Here is a 15,042-nt window from a genome sequence, read left to right as displayed (position 1 = left end):
GGCCGATCGCCCTCTCGAAGGCCGAGGCGTGGTCCCCGTCCGACGGCTGGCGCATCCGGGCTGGCATGGCGTCACCGCACCGCCCTGCATCTCTCTTCCGGCTATGCCGCGAGCGATAGGAAGCGGGCGACGTCCTCGGGTGCGAGCTGCGGGCGCAGTCCTACCCTGAGTGCGTCCACCCCGAGATGGCGGAGATCCTCGTTGAGATCGCCCATCGCCGGCGAGAGCACGATCGCCTCGATCCTAGCCGCGCTCGCCCGGTCGATCAGGCTGTCCCGCGCGCCGTCGCCGGCCGGGTCGTTGTCGCGGACGATGTAGAGCCGGCGCAGGCTCAATGGAAACTGGATGGCGGCGAGATGGGCGGCGGAGAGTGCGGGCGCAACAGCGAGGTCGGGCAGAACCTGCCGCAGCGACAGCATGGTTTCGATGCCCTCGCCGGCGGCCATGACGGTTCCCGGCACTCCGATGCGGACGGCGTGACCGAGCAGATCGCCCATCGCCTTGCGCTGTATGTCGATCGGCGCCTTGCCGGAGCCGTCGGGGGCGAGCCAGGTGCGGTGCGCACCGGTGATTTTGCCATCGAGGCCGGTGACGGCGGCGATCATGGCCGGCCAGGTCTCGGTCGGACTGTGCTCGTCGGGCCGATAATAGCAGCGCGGATGGAAGCGCAGGCTTCCGGTTCCGTGCAAAGCCGTAATGCCGCGTTGGCGCAGATATTTCTCCACCAGCGTGCCCGCGATCGGCTGCGACATGGCGAACAGCCGCCGCGCCGCTTCGGCCGAGCCTGTGGGTGCCGGTGTGCTGACGCGTTTCGTCGCCTGCGATTCCGGTTCGGGATGCGGCAGGCTGAGAAAGCGTCGGGCTTCCGCGACCACATCGGCGAAGTCGAGCAATCCGCAATTCTCGCGGATGACGTCGAGCAGATCGCCATGTTCGCCAGTGGCGGCGTCCGTCCATTTGCCGGCCGGACCCTTGGGCGAATCCTTGAGCCGCACGAACATCGATCGGCCGGGCGCGTTGCGGGCATCGCCGACCTGCCAATAATTGCCCTGACGGTGGCCGGCGTCGAGGTAATGGCGGCACACCGCTTCGGCCTGCCGGCCGAGGCGGTGCGCTAGATCGGAGGCGTCGAGGCGGGTCATTACGCGGCCTCCCGCTCGGAAATCCGCGCGAGCGGATAGGTATCCAGCAGCTTGGTGAGAATGGCAGGGCCGGAAGAGTCGATCGGAACGAAGAAGCGGAGCTTCCACGAGATGATCTCGGTGAACAGCCCATGGGCGCGCAGGCGATCCCGCATGGCGTCGGTGAAGCCGGTCAGTTCGATGCGGTTCGCGCCCATGACGCGGACGCGGCGAAGCTGAAGCCCTTCGGCCAGGTCGAGAATTGTCCGCCCCTCGATCAGCGCGGCATAGGCGTCGTCAGGAGCGAGGCTAGCCGTGCCGGTCGATGCGGCGTTTGCCGCCCAGGCCGGTGACACGCGGCGGCCGATGATGCGCTCGCCGTCATCGGTCTGGAGCCTATAGACGCGCGTGGATTCGTTGGGCAGGCGCTTCCACACCGGCAGGAGCAGGCCGGCGACGATGTGGAGCGTGCTGTTTTCGTATTCCGGCACATCGTCGAGTTCACGGTTCCAGGCCGCCGCGAAGGCATTACGGTCGGCTTGCCGCCAATGGCTGCCGGCCATCGTCCTGAGGGAAGCATGATGGTGCTCCATCGGCCGGATGAGGCGGACGCGTCGTTCGATCTTGCCATCGTCGAGCATCAGCGACGGGGCCGGAAGCTGGACGGCGGCACGGCCGGATTTGCTGTTCACCAGCAGCTTGCCGATATCGGAATCGGCATGCGCCAGCGCGTCGGCCGACGGCAGGGGCCGGTTTCGCCGTTTCTCGGAGATGGTGAGCAGGCGGGTTTCCGCGCCGCTCGCCGGGTGGGTGTAGATGGTCTTGCGGTCGGTAACGACGAAGCTCTCGGCGGTCAGCGTTTCGAGGCCAACATCATAGACGCCGCTGGCGATAGCCCCCTGCACACGGGCGTCGAGCAGTTGCTCGAAGGCGGTGAACAGGATGCCCTGAAGTTCGATGGTGAGCGCCAGCAGCCGGTTGAGGAAGGTGGTGATCGGCGGCAGATCGTCCTTGATGCCGTTGGAGTCCATCAGCTTGAGGCCGGTGGCGCTTTCGAAGCGTTCGAGCGAACAGCCTTGGACCTTGCCGCGCACGATCAACAGATAGAGCTGGCGCAGGGCGTCGCGGGCGTAAGGGCTTTCCAGATTGTCCTCGGGGCGGAACAGGCCCTGGCCGCCGGTCTGGCGCTGCCCGCGCGTGATCGCGCCGAGCGTGTCGAGCCGCCGGGCGATGGTCGAGAGGAACCGCTTTTCAGCCTTCACATCCGTGGCGATCGGCCGGAACAGTGGTGGTTGCGCCTGGTTGGTGCGGTTGGTGCGGCCGAGGCCCTGAATGGCGGTATCGGCTTTCCAGCCCGGTTCGAGCAGGTAATGGACGCGCAGCCGCTGGTTCCTGGCGGAAGGATCAGCATGGTAGCTGCGCCCCGTGCCGCCCGCGTCCGAGAAGACCAGGATGCGCTTCTGGTCATCCATGAAAGCGGCGGTTTCCGCGAGATTGGCGGACGGCGCGCGGTTCTCGACCGCCAGCCGATCACCTTTGCGCACGATACGGCGCGAGCGGCCGGTCACCTCGGCCACCAGATCGGTGCCGAAACGCTGCACGATCTGGTCGAGCGCGCCGGGAACCGGCGGCAATGACCCGAGATGTTCGATCAGTTCGTCGCGCCGGGCGACGGCTTCGCGGCTTTCGACCGGCTGGCCATCCCGATAGACCGGCCGTGATGACAGATTGCCTTCGCCGTCGGTGAAGGGCTCGTAGAGCTGGGTCGGGAAGGAATGCTGTAAATAGGAGCCGACATATTCCCGCGGCGTCACGTCCACGCAGATGTCGTTCCACTCCTCGGTGGGAATTTCGGCAAGGCGCCGATCCATCAACGCCTCGCCCGTCGAGACGATCTGGATGACTGCGGCATGGCCTTCCTCAAGATCGCGCTCGATCGAGCGGATCAGGGTCGGCGTCTTCATCGAGGTCAGGAGGTGCCCGAAGAAGCGCTGCTTTGTGCTCTCGAAGGCCGAGCGCGCGGCGGATTTGGCTTGCCGGTTCAGCGTGCCTTCGTTGCCGATGATATTCGCGGCCTCCATCGCCGCGTCGAGGTTGTTGTGGATGATCTGGAAGGCCCCGGCATAGGCATCGTAGATCCGGCGCTGTTCTTCGGTGAGCCGATGCTCGACCACCTCATATTCCACGCCGTCATAGGAGAGCGACCGGGCGGTGTAGAGGCCGAGTGAGCGCAGGTCACGCGCCAGGACTTCCATCGCCGCGACGCCGCCATCCTCGATGGCTTCGATGAACTGGGCGCGGGTGGCGAAGGGGAAATCCTCGCCGCCCCAGAGGCCGAGCCGCTGGGCGTAGGCGAGATTGTGCACATTGGTGGCGCCGGTCGCCGAGACATAGACCACACGAGCCTCGGGAAGCGCATGTTGCAGACGCAGGCCGGCGCGCCCCTGCTGCGAGGGGGCGACGTCGCCGCGATCGCTCTTGCCGCCGCCGGCGTTCTGCATGGCATGGCTCTCGTCGAAAATGATCACGCCGTCAAAGTCTGAGCCCAGCCATTCGACGATCTGGCGAACGCGCGAAACCTTCTCGCCGCGGTCGTCGGAGCGCAGCGTGGCATAGGTCGTAAACAGGATGCCTTCGGTCAGCGTGATGGGCTTGCCTTGCGGGAAGCGCGACAAGGGCGTCACCAGCAGACGTTCCATGCCGAGCGCGGACCAGTCGCGCTGGGCGTCCTCGATCAGCTTGTCGGATTTGCTGATCCAGACGGCCCTGCGCCGGCCGCGCAGCCAGTTGTCGAGGATGATGCCGGCCGACTGGCGGCCCTTTCCCGCGCCGGTGCCGTCGCCGAGCATGAAGCCGCGCCGGAAGCGGACGGCATCGGCGGTGTCGGCGGGAGCCGCCTGGACGAGATCGAAGGTCTCATCGACCGTCCACGATCCGGCGAGATAATCGGAATGCGCCTCGCCGGCATAGATCACCGTCTCGAGCTGGGCGTCGGACAGCACCGAGCGGATGTTCGCCGGCAGCAACGGGCGATAGCTCGGCCTGGGCGGCGCGACGCTCGCCATCGCGGCCGACTGGACCAGTCTGGTCGGATGCGCCAGAGAGCCGGGAATGCGGATCGACTGCAATCCGTACTCCTCATAGATGGCGTCGGTCAGACGCGTACCGTCCGGCGGCGTCCAGTCCACAGTCTCATAGGCGAGGTCCACGCCCTCGGGATCGGCGGCGACGGATGCGGCGAGACGCGCAGCGGCCGGGCGCGCGAGATAACCGCGAACGGATTTCGGCACGACACGTGGAGCCGCTGCAGCAGGTTTCGGCAACGAGATCGACAGGCGCGGCGGCACCTGCGCCTCGATCCAGTCGAGCAGCGTGGCGACATCGGGCGCGGTGCCGGGAGATGCGGGAAACACGGCCGGATCGTCGGCGGGCGTCTTGTCGATGACGGTGAGCCGCGTCGGGAATGTCGTGCCGTGCCGGGCATAGACCGAGCCGTCGATCGCGGCGGTGAAGACGACACGGCCGCGTTCAGCCAAGCGGACGAAGGCGTCCCGCCAGTCCGCTGCATCGGGCGCGAAACCTGCGCCGGTGATGGTGACAAGCCGCCCACCGGGAGCAAGGCGGGCCAGCGCCGAGGCGACGTGGCGGTAGCAGGCATCGGCCATCCGGCCCGACACGTTCGCCATTGCCGAGAATGGCGGGTTCATCAGCACCACGCTCGGGATTGCCGCGCGGTCCAGATGATCGTCGATCTGGGCGGCGTCGAAGCGGGTGACGTCAATGGCCGGAAAGAGAGAGGCGAGCAGATTGGCGCGGGTCTCGGCCAGTTCATTGAGCAGGAGCGCGCCACCGGCGATTTCGGCGAGGACCGCGAGCAGGCCCGTGCCGGCCGAAGGCTCCAGTACGATGTCGCTTGCAGTGATACCGGCGGCGGTGACGGCGGCGAGACCGAGCGGGGTCGGCGTGGAAAACTGCTGGAACGCCTGGCTCTCCTCGGAGCGGCGCGTATGCGTCGGCAGGAGGTCCGCGATCCTTGTGATGGCGGAAAGCCGAGCGGCAGGAGATGCGGCTTTACGGAAAAGCGCCTTTCCGTATTTGCGCAGGAACAGCACGGTCGCCGCCTCGCAGGCGTCATAGGCGGTCTTCCAGTCCCAGGCGCCGGAAGCGTCTGAAGCGCCGAAGGCGGTTTCCATCGCGGTGCGCAACGTGGCAGCGTCGATGCGCTGGCCGCGTTCGAACTGGGGGAGAAGCTGGCGGGCCGCCGCTGGGAGGGCGACTGAAGGGTCGAAGGCGGGAACGGACGAAAGCGGCGCGGCCTGCGCCGCCGCGCCCGGGAAAGCATTCTGCATGGGAAGTGCCTCGGGAGAGCGGGAACGGGACGAACCCGCTGGCGCTCTCTCTAGACCGCACGGGCTCAAACCCGTCCCGGCCCACCTCTCACTCGAACCGCCCCGAAGGGTCCTCTATCGGATCAAATGGGCGCAGCCGCGCTTTCGCAGAAAGGCCTGCATCGCTTCCGAAATCGGTGGTTCGACATCGAACACCCCGAAGCGCTGCCGAAAGCGATCCCATTGTCGGTCGAGATGCCCTTTTCGGCGTGCGCTTGGGCAAAGCCAGATCCAGTCGAGTCGCCAGGGTCTCTCGCCTGGGTGGCTCTGTGGCCGGAAGGAACATGCGCCGATGATGCGTCCATCATCATCGGAGAACAGAAATCCGACAGCGTCGGGGTCGTGACCGGCATCAAGAGCCCATTGCGGAAAGTCGTATCCGAGCTCGCGTTTGAACTCGAGCGCTCGATCATACACTTCCTGGCGCTTCCATTTCGGCGAAGCCGCGTCAACCCATGCGGCATCCAAATCCCGCTCCAGCGCCTGCATGAAACGCCTATGGGGCCGAGGCTCGATGATCGAGAAGCGCTTGCGGTGGAATGACCGATGCGACTGCTCGTCGGTGCGGGATCCTTTGACATAGGTCATGCCGCAATCGGGGCATTCGACAGCTTTGGATTCCGGGCGCTTGCGGTACTTGGGCGCACGGACCGTCAGCCATAGTGCTTGACCATCAGTATCCGCCACATACTCCACCCGATAGCCGTGAGGTGTCTTGACTCGCGTTGTTTTCCGGCCGTTCCATTCGCGATGGGGTGCGGTCAATGTGACGGGTTCCAATCGGTGGCGGTTTTCCTGGTAGAAGAGAACCGAGATTTCCTCGCCGGTCACATAGGGCGAAGTCGTCAGTCGCCCGCGGAGGCGATCGCAGAGTTCGGAGACATCGATGCGGAAGCCCAGCCTCTCCAGCCAGATGCAGAGTGCGGCCGCGTCGACGGCCGAAAGCTTCTGGAAGCCGTAGACCTCGTCATTTCGCCGTGCCGGTCGCGGAAACACCCAACGAGATGGCAGGCTCAACGCCGCTGCGAGCGACTTGAGATCAATGACCGCCGGGGGATCGAGGCGGCGATCCTGTGAAAACAGATAGTCATCCAGTTCGGTGTCCGATGCCCATCCTTCTTCCGCAATGCGTTTGCCCATCGTATTCGGCCGTCGGGACGTGACCGCCGCCGGTCTTTGCAAGGCCTGCCAAATCGCCTCTATGGTCTTGGCCTCGATCTCCATGTGCCTCCTCGCACCGCCGAACGAATCAGCGAACCGAACCTGATGGTGCCACGAGCATCGTAAATCGGTCTCGAAGTCATTGCCGGAAACGAATGCGGTCCGGCACGCACCGTGGCTTGGAGCGAGAGAAACGCAGAGAACGTCCGTGTGAGTCGAAGCGGAAGATGCTATATCTGCATGCGAACGGAACAGGAACGGTGATTCTCCGAGGGGTGGAATGGTCTCTATTCTATGGACAGAAACAAACAGGCCGTCGGAACGACACATCGTGGTGCATGTCCACCAGGACGGCATGCCCAGGATGGATAAGGGCTACTTCTTTGTCAGCGACGAGAAGGACTGGGGTGGATCGGGGCCGTTCGATATGCGCCTGGACGAGACGATAAAGAGGGCTGAACAGAGAGCCGGTGAGCTCGGTATCGAGACCGTTATCGTCATTCCTCGACCGTGATGGATTCTCGAAATCGCTCAATGGACATGCGCAGTGCCCGCGATCAGCACCGATCTTTTCAAAAAGAATTTCACGACGACGCCAGAATCGCTGAACTCGGCGATTCGGGCGTTCTGTCGCGATATCAGCCCGAAAGATGACCCGGTCTACGTGCCGGTCGCGCCGGACGCCGCCGCCGTGCGTTCGGAATGTTTCAACAATGTAGCGGCCAAAGTCGCAATCGAGGGTGGGACACTCGTCTATGGCTGGCTTATCTGGGAGTGGCCGCGTGTCTTCGTGGAAGCCGAACACCACGCGATTTGGGAGAAAGACGGCACGCTGGTCGACATAACGCCACCCATTAACGGAGAGCAGCGGATTCTCTTTCTTCCGGATCCGACGCAGACTTATGACTTCGCCTCGCAGAAGCGCCGGATCAACATCAAGCGAAATTCTGGAGTGTTTTTCAGTGTTGACGGTTGGATAGCTGCCGCAGACAGGTTGCAGCAGGCAATCGAGGACAACTCGACAGGCAACCAGGTTACGCTTGAGCGATCTTATCTTTCCGCCTTGGGGCGCGACATACAGAACAGCTTGGCCGCCGTGTTCGTGGACCTTGCCCGGGCGACGCGGCCGAATGACCCCTGCTTTTGTACAAGCGGCAAGAAATTCAAAAAGTGCTGCGGTCCCCTGGTTCAGCTCTATCCATGATGCCCCGCTTTCGCCGGGCATGATTGTGCTGTGGAAGCATGCCTTGGCCCGTCTGCTGGAACGACAGCCCTGCCATCTGGCGTGAAGAGTCGACGCGCGGTCGTAGACGGACGAGAGATAGTGCGGAGCGGCCGGAACCGCCCCGCCAAAACGGTCACTCGGCAGCGACGAGGTGTTCTTCTTCGTCACCGTCGGCGGCACTTTCCGCGTCATCGCCGGCGAGGAACTCCGGCAAGTCCTCATTGCCAGCCTCGGCATCGGCTTCGGCCGGCTCGTCGTCGAGATCGGCCAAGCGCAGCGGTTCGGGCAGCCAGCCTGTATCGGCCAGGAGCCGCTCGGCCTCGGTCGCCATGTCGCCCTTCTTCATGTGGTCGATAAGCTGGGCGGCCCGCTCGCCCGCGCCTTCGCGGACGGCTTCGAGAATGCGCGCCTTGGTGACGCGACCGAGATAGTTGCCGACGGTGGGCTTCCAGCCTGCCGCCACCATGTCGAGGCCCGTGGCCCGCTGGAGGCGGTCGGCCTGCGCTAGACGCACATCCAGCCCGTGCTGGCTGACACCGGTTCCGCCATAGGGGTTCGGCCGCTCGAACAGCGCGTTAACCCCGAAGCTGACGCAATGGGCGAGCAGATCGAGCCGCGAGGCGTCGTCGAGATCGGTCAGCCAGTCCCAGAGCGCCTGATCGTCGGCCGGGACGTGATCGCCCCAGCGTTCATGCCGTTCGGCAACCTCGCGGGCAGGTGCGCTGTCCTTCAACTCTTCCGATTGCGCGGAGAAGAAGACATGGCGGACGCTGGCCTCCAGGCACCCGGTCGGCGCCGTGCGCAGGAAGGTGTCGCTGACCAGCTTGTGCAGCAACATGGTCATGGCGACATTCGGGTGTTCGGCGACGGCGTTGCGCAGCGCCAGGGTGCGATGCGCGGTCAGCTCGATGACGAGACGTTCCGGTAGCGGCTTAACGCCGTCATCCTCGTCTTCCTCCGGGTCGGCGGGCTGGCCGCCGATCGTGATGACGGCGCGCTGGCCGGCGGACCCTTGGGGATGGCCGGTATTGTCACCAGACTCCGATGCGTCAGCGCCATTGGGCCCGGCCGGGCGTTCATCCTCGGGGCGCACATAGCCGCGATCCACCGACAGGGATCCATCGGCATCGATGCGGACGAACGCGCCGGCCATGGCGATATCGTCCGGATCGTAGATCGTCGGGCGCCGCTCGAAGGCGTCGAGCGCCTGTTCAATCTCCCCCAGCCGCTCGTCGATTTCATCGGGAAGCTCGTCGGCCTCACCATATTCGGATTCGAGCCGGTCGAACTCGTCGCGCAACGCCTCGCGGGTCGAGCGCTCCTCCTCGGTCAGATCGACCGTGGTGCCGAGGAGCTGCCGCAGCCCATGCTGGTGGCCATACGGGAAGCTCACAGCGACCTCGATCCATTTCCAGCCCTCGGCGGCAATGGTCTCCGCTTCGGCCTTCAGCTTCTCGGCCACCAGTTGATCGAGCAGCACCGGGTCCTGCAACCAGCCGCCATCGTCGGACTGGAAGAGATCGCGCAGCACGATGCCGCCCGCCGCCTCGTATGCTTCGACGCCGACGAAAACGGCCCGCTTGTCGGAGGCCCGCACGGCGGTTTCCGTCAGCATCCGGCGGATGGTGTAGGGCTCTTTCTGCCAGCCATCCTTGATCGCCGCCCAGACCTGTTCCTGACGATCATGGTCCTCCGAGACGGTGAAGGCCATGAGCTGTTCGAGCGTCATGCCGTCCTCGGCATAGGTTTCGAGCAGCGTCGGCGAGACCGATGCGAGACGCAGGCGCTGCTTCACGACCTTCACGTCGACGAAGAAGGCCGCGGCGATTTCCTCCTCGGTCATGCCCTTCTCGCGGATTGCCTGGAAGGCGCGGAACTGATCGAGCGGATGGAGCGGAGCGCGCTCGATATTTTCGGCCAGCGACACCTCGTCGATGAGGATATCGCCACCGGCTTCCGACACGACGCAGGGCACCGGCGCGGACTTGTTGAGGCGCTTCTGCTTCACCAGCAGTTCGAGCGCGCGGTAGCGGCGTCCGCCGGCCGGCACCTCGAACATGTCGGTCCCCTTGCCCTCGGCATCCACGATCGACCGGACGTGCAGGCTCTGGATGAGGCCGCGCCGGACGATGGATTCGGCCAGTTCCTCGACCGAGACGCCGGCCTTGACGCGCCGGACGTTGGACTGGGACAGCACCAGCTTGTTGAAGGGGATGTCGCGCGAGGACGACAGGGTGATTTTCTGAGCGGCAGTAGCCATCGGATTCATCTCCGCGACGGGCGCCGAAAGCCTCTCTCTCGGTCTGAAAACCCGTCACGAAGCGAAGCGCCGCCCTCTTCCTCTAAGAGAGCGGCGCAGCAAAACCGGATGATCGGCATTCAGGTTCTGCGATTTTCCGGATCGGCGGTTTTCCGGTCCGGCGCCCCGCCACCTGAAGAGCGGGCGAAGAGGATGCGCTCGGCCACCCGGATGCTGCCGGCCTGGCGCGCCGCCTCGGCCCAGACCGAGATCGGAAAATCCCCGGTGAAGAGGACGTCCCGCTCGATTCCGAGGCCGAGGGGCAGCCGGATCGCTTCCATCTCGCGGAGGCTCCAGCTTCCGAGTTCGGGGCAGCCGATATCGGCCAGGCCGAACATGGTGTCGCCGTCCGCGTCCAGTTCGGTCGCGAGCCAGACACCCTCGCCGACGGGATTGAAGAACTTGACCACCGGGATGTGGTCGCCATCGCGTTGACGGCCATTGGCGAGAAGCCTTGCGCGCAGTTCGTCGGTCAGGAGGATCATGCCGCAACCCTCCCGTCGTTCGCGATGGCCGCATCGCCGATCGCAGCGTCGCCGTCAGGCAGATGGGCCAGCAGCCAGTCGGCCGCCTTGCTGGCCTGCGACGCGGCACGGACGACGGCGCGGTTGTCCTCGCGCATGACCTCGAGCCAGGAACCGATGTAATCGGCATGCCGGACGGTCGGCACGATGCCGAGCGCGGCGCAGCAGAAAGCCGCCGAAATCTCGGCCACCAGCTCCTCGAAGGCGTATTTCTTCGAGCCGAAGGAACCGGAGAGGTCGCGGTTCAGCCGCTGAGGGGCGCCGCTGGCATGGGAACATTCGTGCAGGGCGGTGCGATGCCAGTTGATCGGCTCGAAGAAGGCCTGCGGCGGCGGGACCATCACATAATCCTGCGCGGGAGCGTAAAAGGCGCGGTTGCCGCCGATGCGAAAGTCGATGCAGGTGGCCGCAATCAGTGCCTCGACCCTCGGCTCGATCAGGCCGGGCTCGGGCGGCGGCGCGGCCGCCGCGATTTCTTCCAGGAGGTTCTCGCATTGCGCGGCATTGAAGACCGTGAAGCGCTTGAGGAACGGAATGGCCTGTGCTTCCTCGCCCGTCTCACGGGCGCGTCGCCTCTCGTCCTCGGGGGTGAAGCGATCGGCATAGACAACGGTCGTGCCGCGCTCGCCCTTGCGGACATTGCCGCCGAGCGCGATGGCCTGGCGGAAGGTCAGCCAACTCTGGCCCGGGAATCCGTGCTCGATCACGGCGCCCCACAGGATCAGCACATTGATCCCGGAATATTGACGGCCGGTCGCGGCATTCTTCGGCATGGCGAGGTGCGCCTTGGCCGCCGCGCTGCCCCAGGGCTGGACCCAGGGCACGCGGCCGCCCTCCAGCTCGGCCATGATCTTGTCGGTGATCTCATCATAGAGGCTCGTCCGGGCTGAGCCGGCGCGAGCGCTGCGGTCATGTCTCGTCATCGCGGTTCTCCGCGACGGGCGCCGGAGGCCTCTCCTCCAGCTTCCAACCCGTCACGGAAAACCCCTCCAAACTCTCCCTCTCAAGGGGGCGTTGCGGGGTCTCCCCGCAGAAGGGGTCGGCCGAGACTACAGGCTCGGCCGCAGGGGAAGGCTTTCCCCTCCTACCGATCTCGTCGAGAATTTCGAAGGAGCGTTCCGTGAGCAGACTGCGTTGCCGGTGCGTCCGGAAATGCGCGGGGTTCACGCCGGGATGGAGGGGGACTCAATCGTTGTCATCGCGGGGCTTGAAAGTCTGTGGGTAGCTGCGGCCGAGCAATCCAAAATCGGTCTCGCCATCACTGTGGACGCGGAGCACCGCGTCCGGACAGAGGGGAAACGCAGCGTAGAAGTCGAACATTCCCCAATCGGTATGGCACCCAAGGGAGCGGCCATAGTGCTGCGTGACGGACCTGGCCGCGTCGTAGACGTGACGCGTGACATGGAGAGGGACCGCGATCTCCAGCACACGCGCGCGACCGATGGACGACAGCTTGTCTATGGCGTCGCCCTCATGATGATTGAAGTAGACGGATTCGCCGCCCCAATGTGCGAGAAGGGAGGTGACGCCGCCGTCGTCTCGCGGGAGCGGATGCGACACCATCCAGAATTCCCGTTCCGGCCGCCGAATTCGTCGTCGTGGAACGGGCTCGAATCGAAGAAGAATTGAGCCTCCTCGGCGGCCAGATCGCCGCTGGCGACCAAGCCGGCGATCCGCTGCTGCACTGTCTCCAAGGTGGCCGGACGGATGCCTTCGGTCCGGATGATCCCGATTTCATGATCCGTCAGGCGCGTATAATGCCATGCGCGAATGGTGCGCTCGGCCATGTCGGTCGCGAGGTCTTCGACAAACGCCAGATAGTCGCCAGCATACGGATTCGAAGGGGGTGGCCCGCGCCGGTCAGATGCCTCGCGGGCGAGGAAATTGGCGCGGCTCGTCCCATAATAGTCGAAGAGAAGCGCACGCTGTTCATCCAGCCTGGCGAGGAGCGCCGCATCGAAAGTCGACAGATCCCAGACATCGATAATGGAGCCTGTCATTCGGCCACCGGCGTCTGATCAGAACGCTCTTGAGCGAGAATATCCGCGGCCTGCCAATCGTCGCCATCCCGCGTCGCGACGAATTCACGGTCCCACACGCCCCAGCCTTCCGGAAGCGGACGGTGTGCAAGCGGGTTGTGCACATAGGTGAGAGGGCGAACGCGACGGGATGCGTTGCCGAGCCCGATGCGCGACCACAGAACGCCCGAAATGTCGGCAAAGCGCTCGTCGAGAAAAGCGGTTCGCGGAATCGGATCGCCGTCGCGCTCGATGACGGGCGCAGCATGAAATCCCTGGTCAACGATTTCGCCGGTCTCGCGGTCGACGGTGACGTAGGCGTCGCCGATTGGAAAGAGCGAGCTTATGATCAGGGGCGGATCTTCGCCGACATACGGCCCGAAACGGCTTGCGCTGATGGCAATGATGCGGACATCGTCCGCACCAATGACGCCCTCGCTCAGATAGCGCGCGATCACGCATGACTTCGTCCAGAAGGCGCTTGTGGTGCGAAGCTGAGCCTGGCGAACGGGCGCCGGGGTGAATCCCCCGCCCTCCTCATTGATGGGCACGGGACGCACGATCTGGTCCGGTCCAGGCTCGCCGTCATCTGGCGCAATCGCCTCGATCCAGATGCGACGGCCATCCTCCACGACGCAAAGGTCGGGCTGGCCGCCTTCGCGGAGACGCTCGGCCGCGGGCAGAAGCACCCGCCCGGCTTCCAGCAAGGTGCAACCGAGATACATTTCCCAGAAGCGGCCGTCGACATCGCGCGCGAAGCCGTGGCGAAAGTCGGGATCGGCATAGGGCTCGTAGGTTTTCCACATCGCCTCGATGCGCTCGTGCATCTGCTGTTCGGCCCGGGATTGCCGCGCCCTGATGTTGACAAAGCCCGAATCGAGATTGTCGCCGTCGATATCGAATATGCCGGTCACGGGTTTGCGGCTCCGACGGGATCGACGGCGAGGCTGGTCGGGAAGCCGCCATGGGGCGGCGCGATATAGGCCCGGCGCGCCTTGGCGATCGGCCACTTCTTGTCGCGCCACCAGTAGAAGTCGAGGTGCCCCCGCGCTGCCTGTCGTATTTCACGTTCCATCTCGGTGCCCTCCCGCGTTCCGGGGACGGCGAGAAGGCGTCCTGTCGCAAAGCATCGCACTGCGCCGCGAGCAGTGGCCTCGGTAGAGAACACGACGTCTTCGAGGCATATGCCGTAGATATCGCGCGTGATGGCGCCCGTTTGGCTTTCGATGAGAAGATCCTTCGACGCCTTGTCGACCCAGACCTTGACGCGGCTGCCGATCGCCGGTGATGCGTTCTGAATGTATGGAATAGGTGGCTTCGCCGGCTTATCTTTTGGCATCACTGAACTCATTGATTGTGAAGAGGACCAGGGTCCGTCCTCATCCCTTTGCTGCGGCGATCGAGGCGGTGATCGCTGCCATTGAGCGGAACAGGATCAGGGAGTCGTCCTTTGATGGAAGGAATCCGCGCCGCCGCCAGAATTCCGCGGCCTCGCCGTCGACGGCGTTGACCATCAGCGCGCGACCGCCGACCAGCCCTGCCGCGGTCACGCAGCGCTCGAGAGCGTGCTTGAGCAGGCCTGTACCGATCCCGCGCCCGGCCCAGCCAATGTCGGTTGCGAGTTGCCCGAGCAGCAGGCACGGAACCGGATCGGGGGGCTGGCCAGTGCGGATGGACCGAGGCAGGACGCCGGGAACGACGGCGCTCGGCGCGAGGCCATAGTAGCCGACCACACGCCCCGCCTCATGCACGACCAGGACGGCGGTAAAGCCCTTCTCTTGGTTGGAGAGCGCCCGGGTCTTGAGCCAATGGTCGAGGGTCGGTTTTCCGCAGGTGAACGCGGAAACGTCGTGAGCCGCGGTGAGCGGTTCGGGAGCCGAGAGGACCAAGGCTCAGCTTTTGGCGGCGTAGCCGGGCTCCCACGGCGCCGGACGCTTTACCAGTTCAACGATTCCGGGCACCGGGGTCGCGGGTCCGGACAGGACCTTCATGAAGTCGGCAAAGCCCTCCGGGCTCATGCGGATGAGCCCGTTTTCCATCAGCACATCCTCGGCGGCGCGAACGGCGGCCTCGCGCACGAAGTCCGTGCGCGACCGACCGCGCAGGCCGGCGGCGCGATCGATCATAGCGACGTCGGCCTCGGGAAGGCGCATCGAGATCGGGTGTTCCTTGCGTTCAGCGTTGGTGACCATGGTTTTCTCCTGCAGGGAAAGATAGACGATCGTAGCGCAAATTGCAATACACATCAGTCGGTCAGGCTCCCGAAGCCGAGCGCCTGTCGCGACGATCAGGGCCGCGGATTCCTG

At 64.9% G+C, this 15,042-nt stretch carries 13 protein-coding genes; 2 read left to right on the top strand and 11 right to left on the bottom strand.

The features are described from left to right. Positions 1–101: 101 nt before the first annotated feature. The 3 genes from AB843_RS02755 to AB843_RS02745 all read right to left on the bottom strand — a co-directional run bounded on the left by AB843_RS02755 (position 102) and on the right by AB843_RS02745 (position 6,733). Entirely contained in the window at positions 102–1,142 is a 1,041-nt protein-coding gene (locus tag AB843_RS02755; protein WP_048645269.1) for a DUF7146 domain-containing protein, read from the bottom strand. After that, positions 1,142–5,470, bottom strand: a complete 4,329-nt coding sequence (locus AB843_RS02750) for a strawberry notch family protein (protein WP_048645268.1) — start codon at positions 5,468–5,470, stop codon at positions 1,142–1,144. Before AB843_RS02750 ends, AB843_RS02755 begins: the two co-directional genes overlap by 1 nt. A 114-nt stretch (positions 5,471–5,584) precedes the next feature. Continuing rightward, positions 5,585–6,733: an ESCO family N-acetyltransferase gene (locus AB843_RS02745; RefSeq protein ID WP_048645267.1), complete on the bottom strand. Its 1,149-nt coding sequence runs from the start codon at positions 6,731–6,733 to the stop codon at positions 5,585–5,587. A 301-nt stretch (positions 6,734–7,034) separates the two neighbouring features. Here AB843_RS02745 and AB843_RS25420 point away from each other — a divergent pair, with 301 nt between their 5' ends. Further along, a complete protein-coding gene (locus AB843_RS25420; RefSeq protein ID WP_157384407.1) occupies positions 7,035–7,184 on the top strand; it encodes a hypothetical protein in 150 nt (49 codons plus the stop codon). A gap of 33 nt (positions 7,185–7,217) precedes the next feature. Further along, positions 7,218–7,874 (top strand): SEC-C metal-binding domain-containing protein, encoded by a 657-nt coding sequence (locus AB843_RS02735; RefSeq protein ID WP_048645265.1) that lies wholly within the window; start codon positions 7,218–7,220, stop codon positions 7,872–7,874. 154 nt (positions 7,875–8,028) lie between these two features. Here the strand turns inward: AB843_RS02735 and AB843_RS02730 are convergent, their stop codons facing one another. From AB843_RS02730 to AB843_RS02685, 8 genes are all read right to left on the bottom strand, one after another. Continuing rightward, positions 8,029–10,155 carry a ParB/RepB/Spo0J family partition protein gene (locus AB843_RS02730; RefSeq protein WP_048645506.1) on the bottom strand — a complete coding sequence of 709 codons (2,127 nt, stop codon included), beginning with the start codon at positions 10,153–10,155 and terminating at the stop codon, positions 8,029–8,031. Between the two features lie 119 nt (positions 10,156–10,274). Then, positions 10,275–10,679, bottom strand: coding sequence for a DUF2958 domain-containing protein (locus tag AB843_RS02725; RefSeq protein ID WP_048645264.1), 405 nt, complete (start codon positions 10,677–10,679; stop codon positions 10,275–10,277). Beyond that, positions 10,676–11,641, bottom strand: coding sequence for an ArdC family protein (locus tag AB843_RS02720; protein ID WP_048645263.1), 966 nt, complete (start codon positions 11,639–11,641; stop codon positions 10,676–10,678). Before AB843_RS02720 ends, AB843_RS02725 begins: the two co-directional genes overlap by 4 nt. Before the next feature lie 534 nt (positions 11,642–12,175). Further along, the gene (locus AB843_RS02705; protein ID WP_048645260.1) at positions 12,176–12,718 is read right to left on the bottom strand and encodes a hypothetical protein; all 543 of its coding nucleotides are present in this window, start codon (positions 12,716–12,718) and stop codon (positions 12,176–12,178) included. Then, the gene (locus AB843_RS02700; RefSeq protein WP_244467882.1) at positions 12,715–13,563 is read right to left on the bottom strand and encodes a hypothetical protein; all 849 of its coding nucleotides are present in this window, start codon (positions 13,561–13,563) and stop codon (positions 12,715–12,717) included. The genes AB843_RS02705 and AB843_RS02700 overlap by 4 nt, the downstream gene beginning before the upstream one ends. Positions 13,564–13,646: 83 nt before the next feature. Further along, the gene (locus AB843_RS02695; RefSeq protein ID WP_048645258.1) at positions 13,647–14,075 is read right to left on the bottom strand and encodes a hypothetical protein; all 429 of its coding nucleotides are present in this window, start codon (positions 14,073–14,075) and stop codon (positions 13,647–13,649) included. Between the two features lie 40 nt (positions 14,076–14,115). Beyond that, positions 14,116–14,625 (bottom strand): GNAT family N-acetyltransferase, encoded by a 510-nt coding sequence (locus AB843_RS02690; protein ID WP_048645257.1) that lies wholly within the window; start codon positions 14,623–14,625, stop codon positions 14,116–14,118. 3 nt (positions 14,626–14,628) lie between these two features. Then, positions 14,629–14,928: a type II toxin-antitoxin system TacA family antitoxin gene (locus tag AB843_RS02685; RefSeq protein WP_048645505.1), complete on the bottom strand. Its 300-nt coding sequence runs from the start codon at positions 14,926–14,928 to the stop codon at positions 14,629–14,631. Positions 14,929–15,042 lie beyond the last annotated feature (114 nt).

The organism is Nitratireductor soli, assembly GCF_001050155.1.
In the GTDB taxonomy this organism is placed as follows: Bacteria; Pseudomonadota; Alphaproteobacteria; order Rhizobiales; family Rhizobiaceae; genus Nitratireductor; species Nitratireductor soli.
This window is presented reverse-complemented; position numbering and strand designations above follow the sequence as displayed.

Bases quoted from the DNA above. Each gene is read 5' to 3' on its own strand.
- AB843_RS02755 (WP_048645269.1), bottom strand. From the start codon at position 1,142: ATGACCCGCCTCGACGCCTCCGATCTAGCGCACCGCCTCGGCCGGCAG.
- AB843_RS02750 (WP_048645268.1), bottom strand. From the start codon at position 5,470: ATGCAGAATGCTTTCCCGGGCGCGGCGGCGCAGGCCGCGCCGCTTTCG.
- AB843_RS02745 (WP_048645267.1), bottom strand. From the start codon at position 6,733: ATGGAGATCGAGGCCAAGACCATAGAGGCGATTTGGCAGGCCTTGCAA.
- AB843_RS25420 (WP_157384407.1), top strand. From the start codon at position 7,035: ATGGATAAGGGCTACTTCTTTGTCAGCGACGAGAAGGACTGGGGTGGA.
- AB843_RS02730 (WP_048645506.1), bottom strand. From the start codon at position 10,155: ATGGCTACTGCCGCTCAGAAAATCACCCTGTCGTCCTCGCGCGACATC.
- AB843_RS02725 (WP_048645264.1), bottom strand. From the start codon at position 10,679: ATGATCCTCCTGACCGACGAACTGCGCGCAAGGCTTCTCGCCAATGGC.
- AB843_RS02720 (WP_048645263.1), bottom strand. From the start codon at position 11,641: ATGACGAGACATGACCGCAGCGCTCGCGCCGGCTCAGCCCGGACGAGC.
- AB843_RS02705 (WP_048645260.1), bottom strand. From the start codon at position 12,718: ATGACAGGCTCCATTATCGATGTCTGGGATCTGTCGACTTTCGATGCG.
- AB843_RS02700 (WP_244467882.1), bottom strand. From the start codon at position 13,563: ATGCACGAGCGCATCGAGGCGATGTGGAAAACCTACGAGCCCTATGCC.
- AB843_RS02695 (WP_048645258.1), bottom strand. From the start codon at position 14,075: ATGCCAAAAGATAAGCCGGCGAAGCCACCTATTCCATACATTCAGAAC.
- AB843_RS02685 (WP_048645505.1), bottom strand. From the start codon at position 14,928: ATGGTCACCAACGCTGAACGCAAGGAACACCCGATCTCGATGCGCCTT.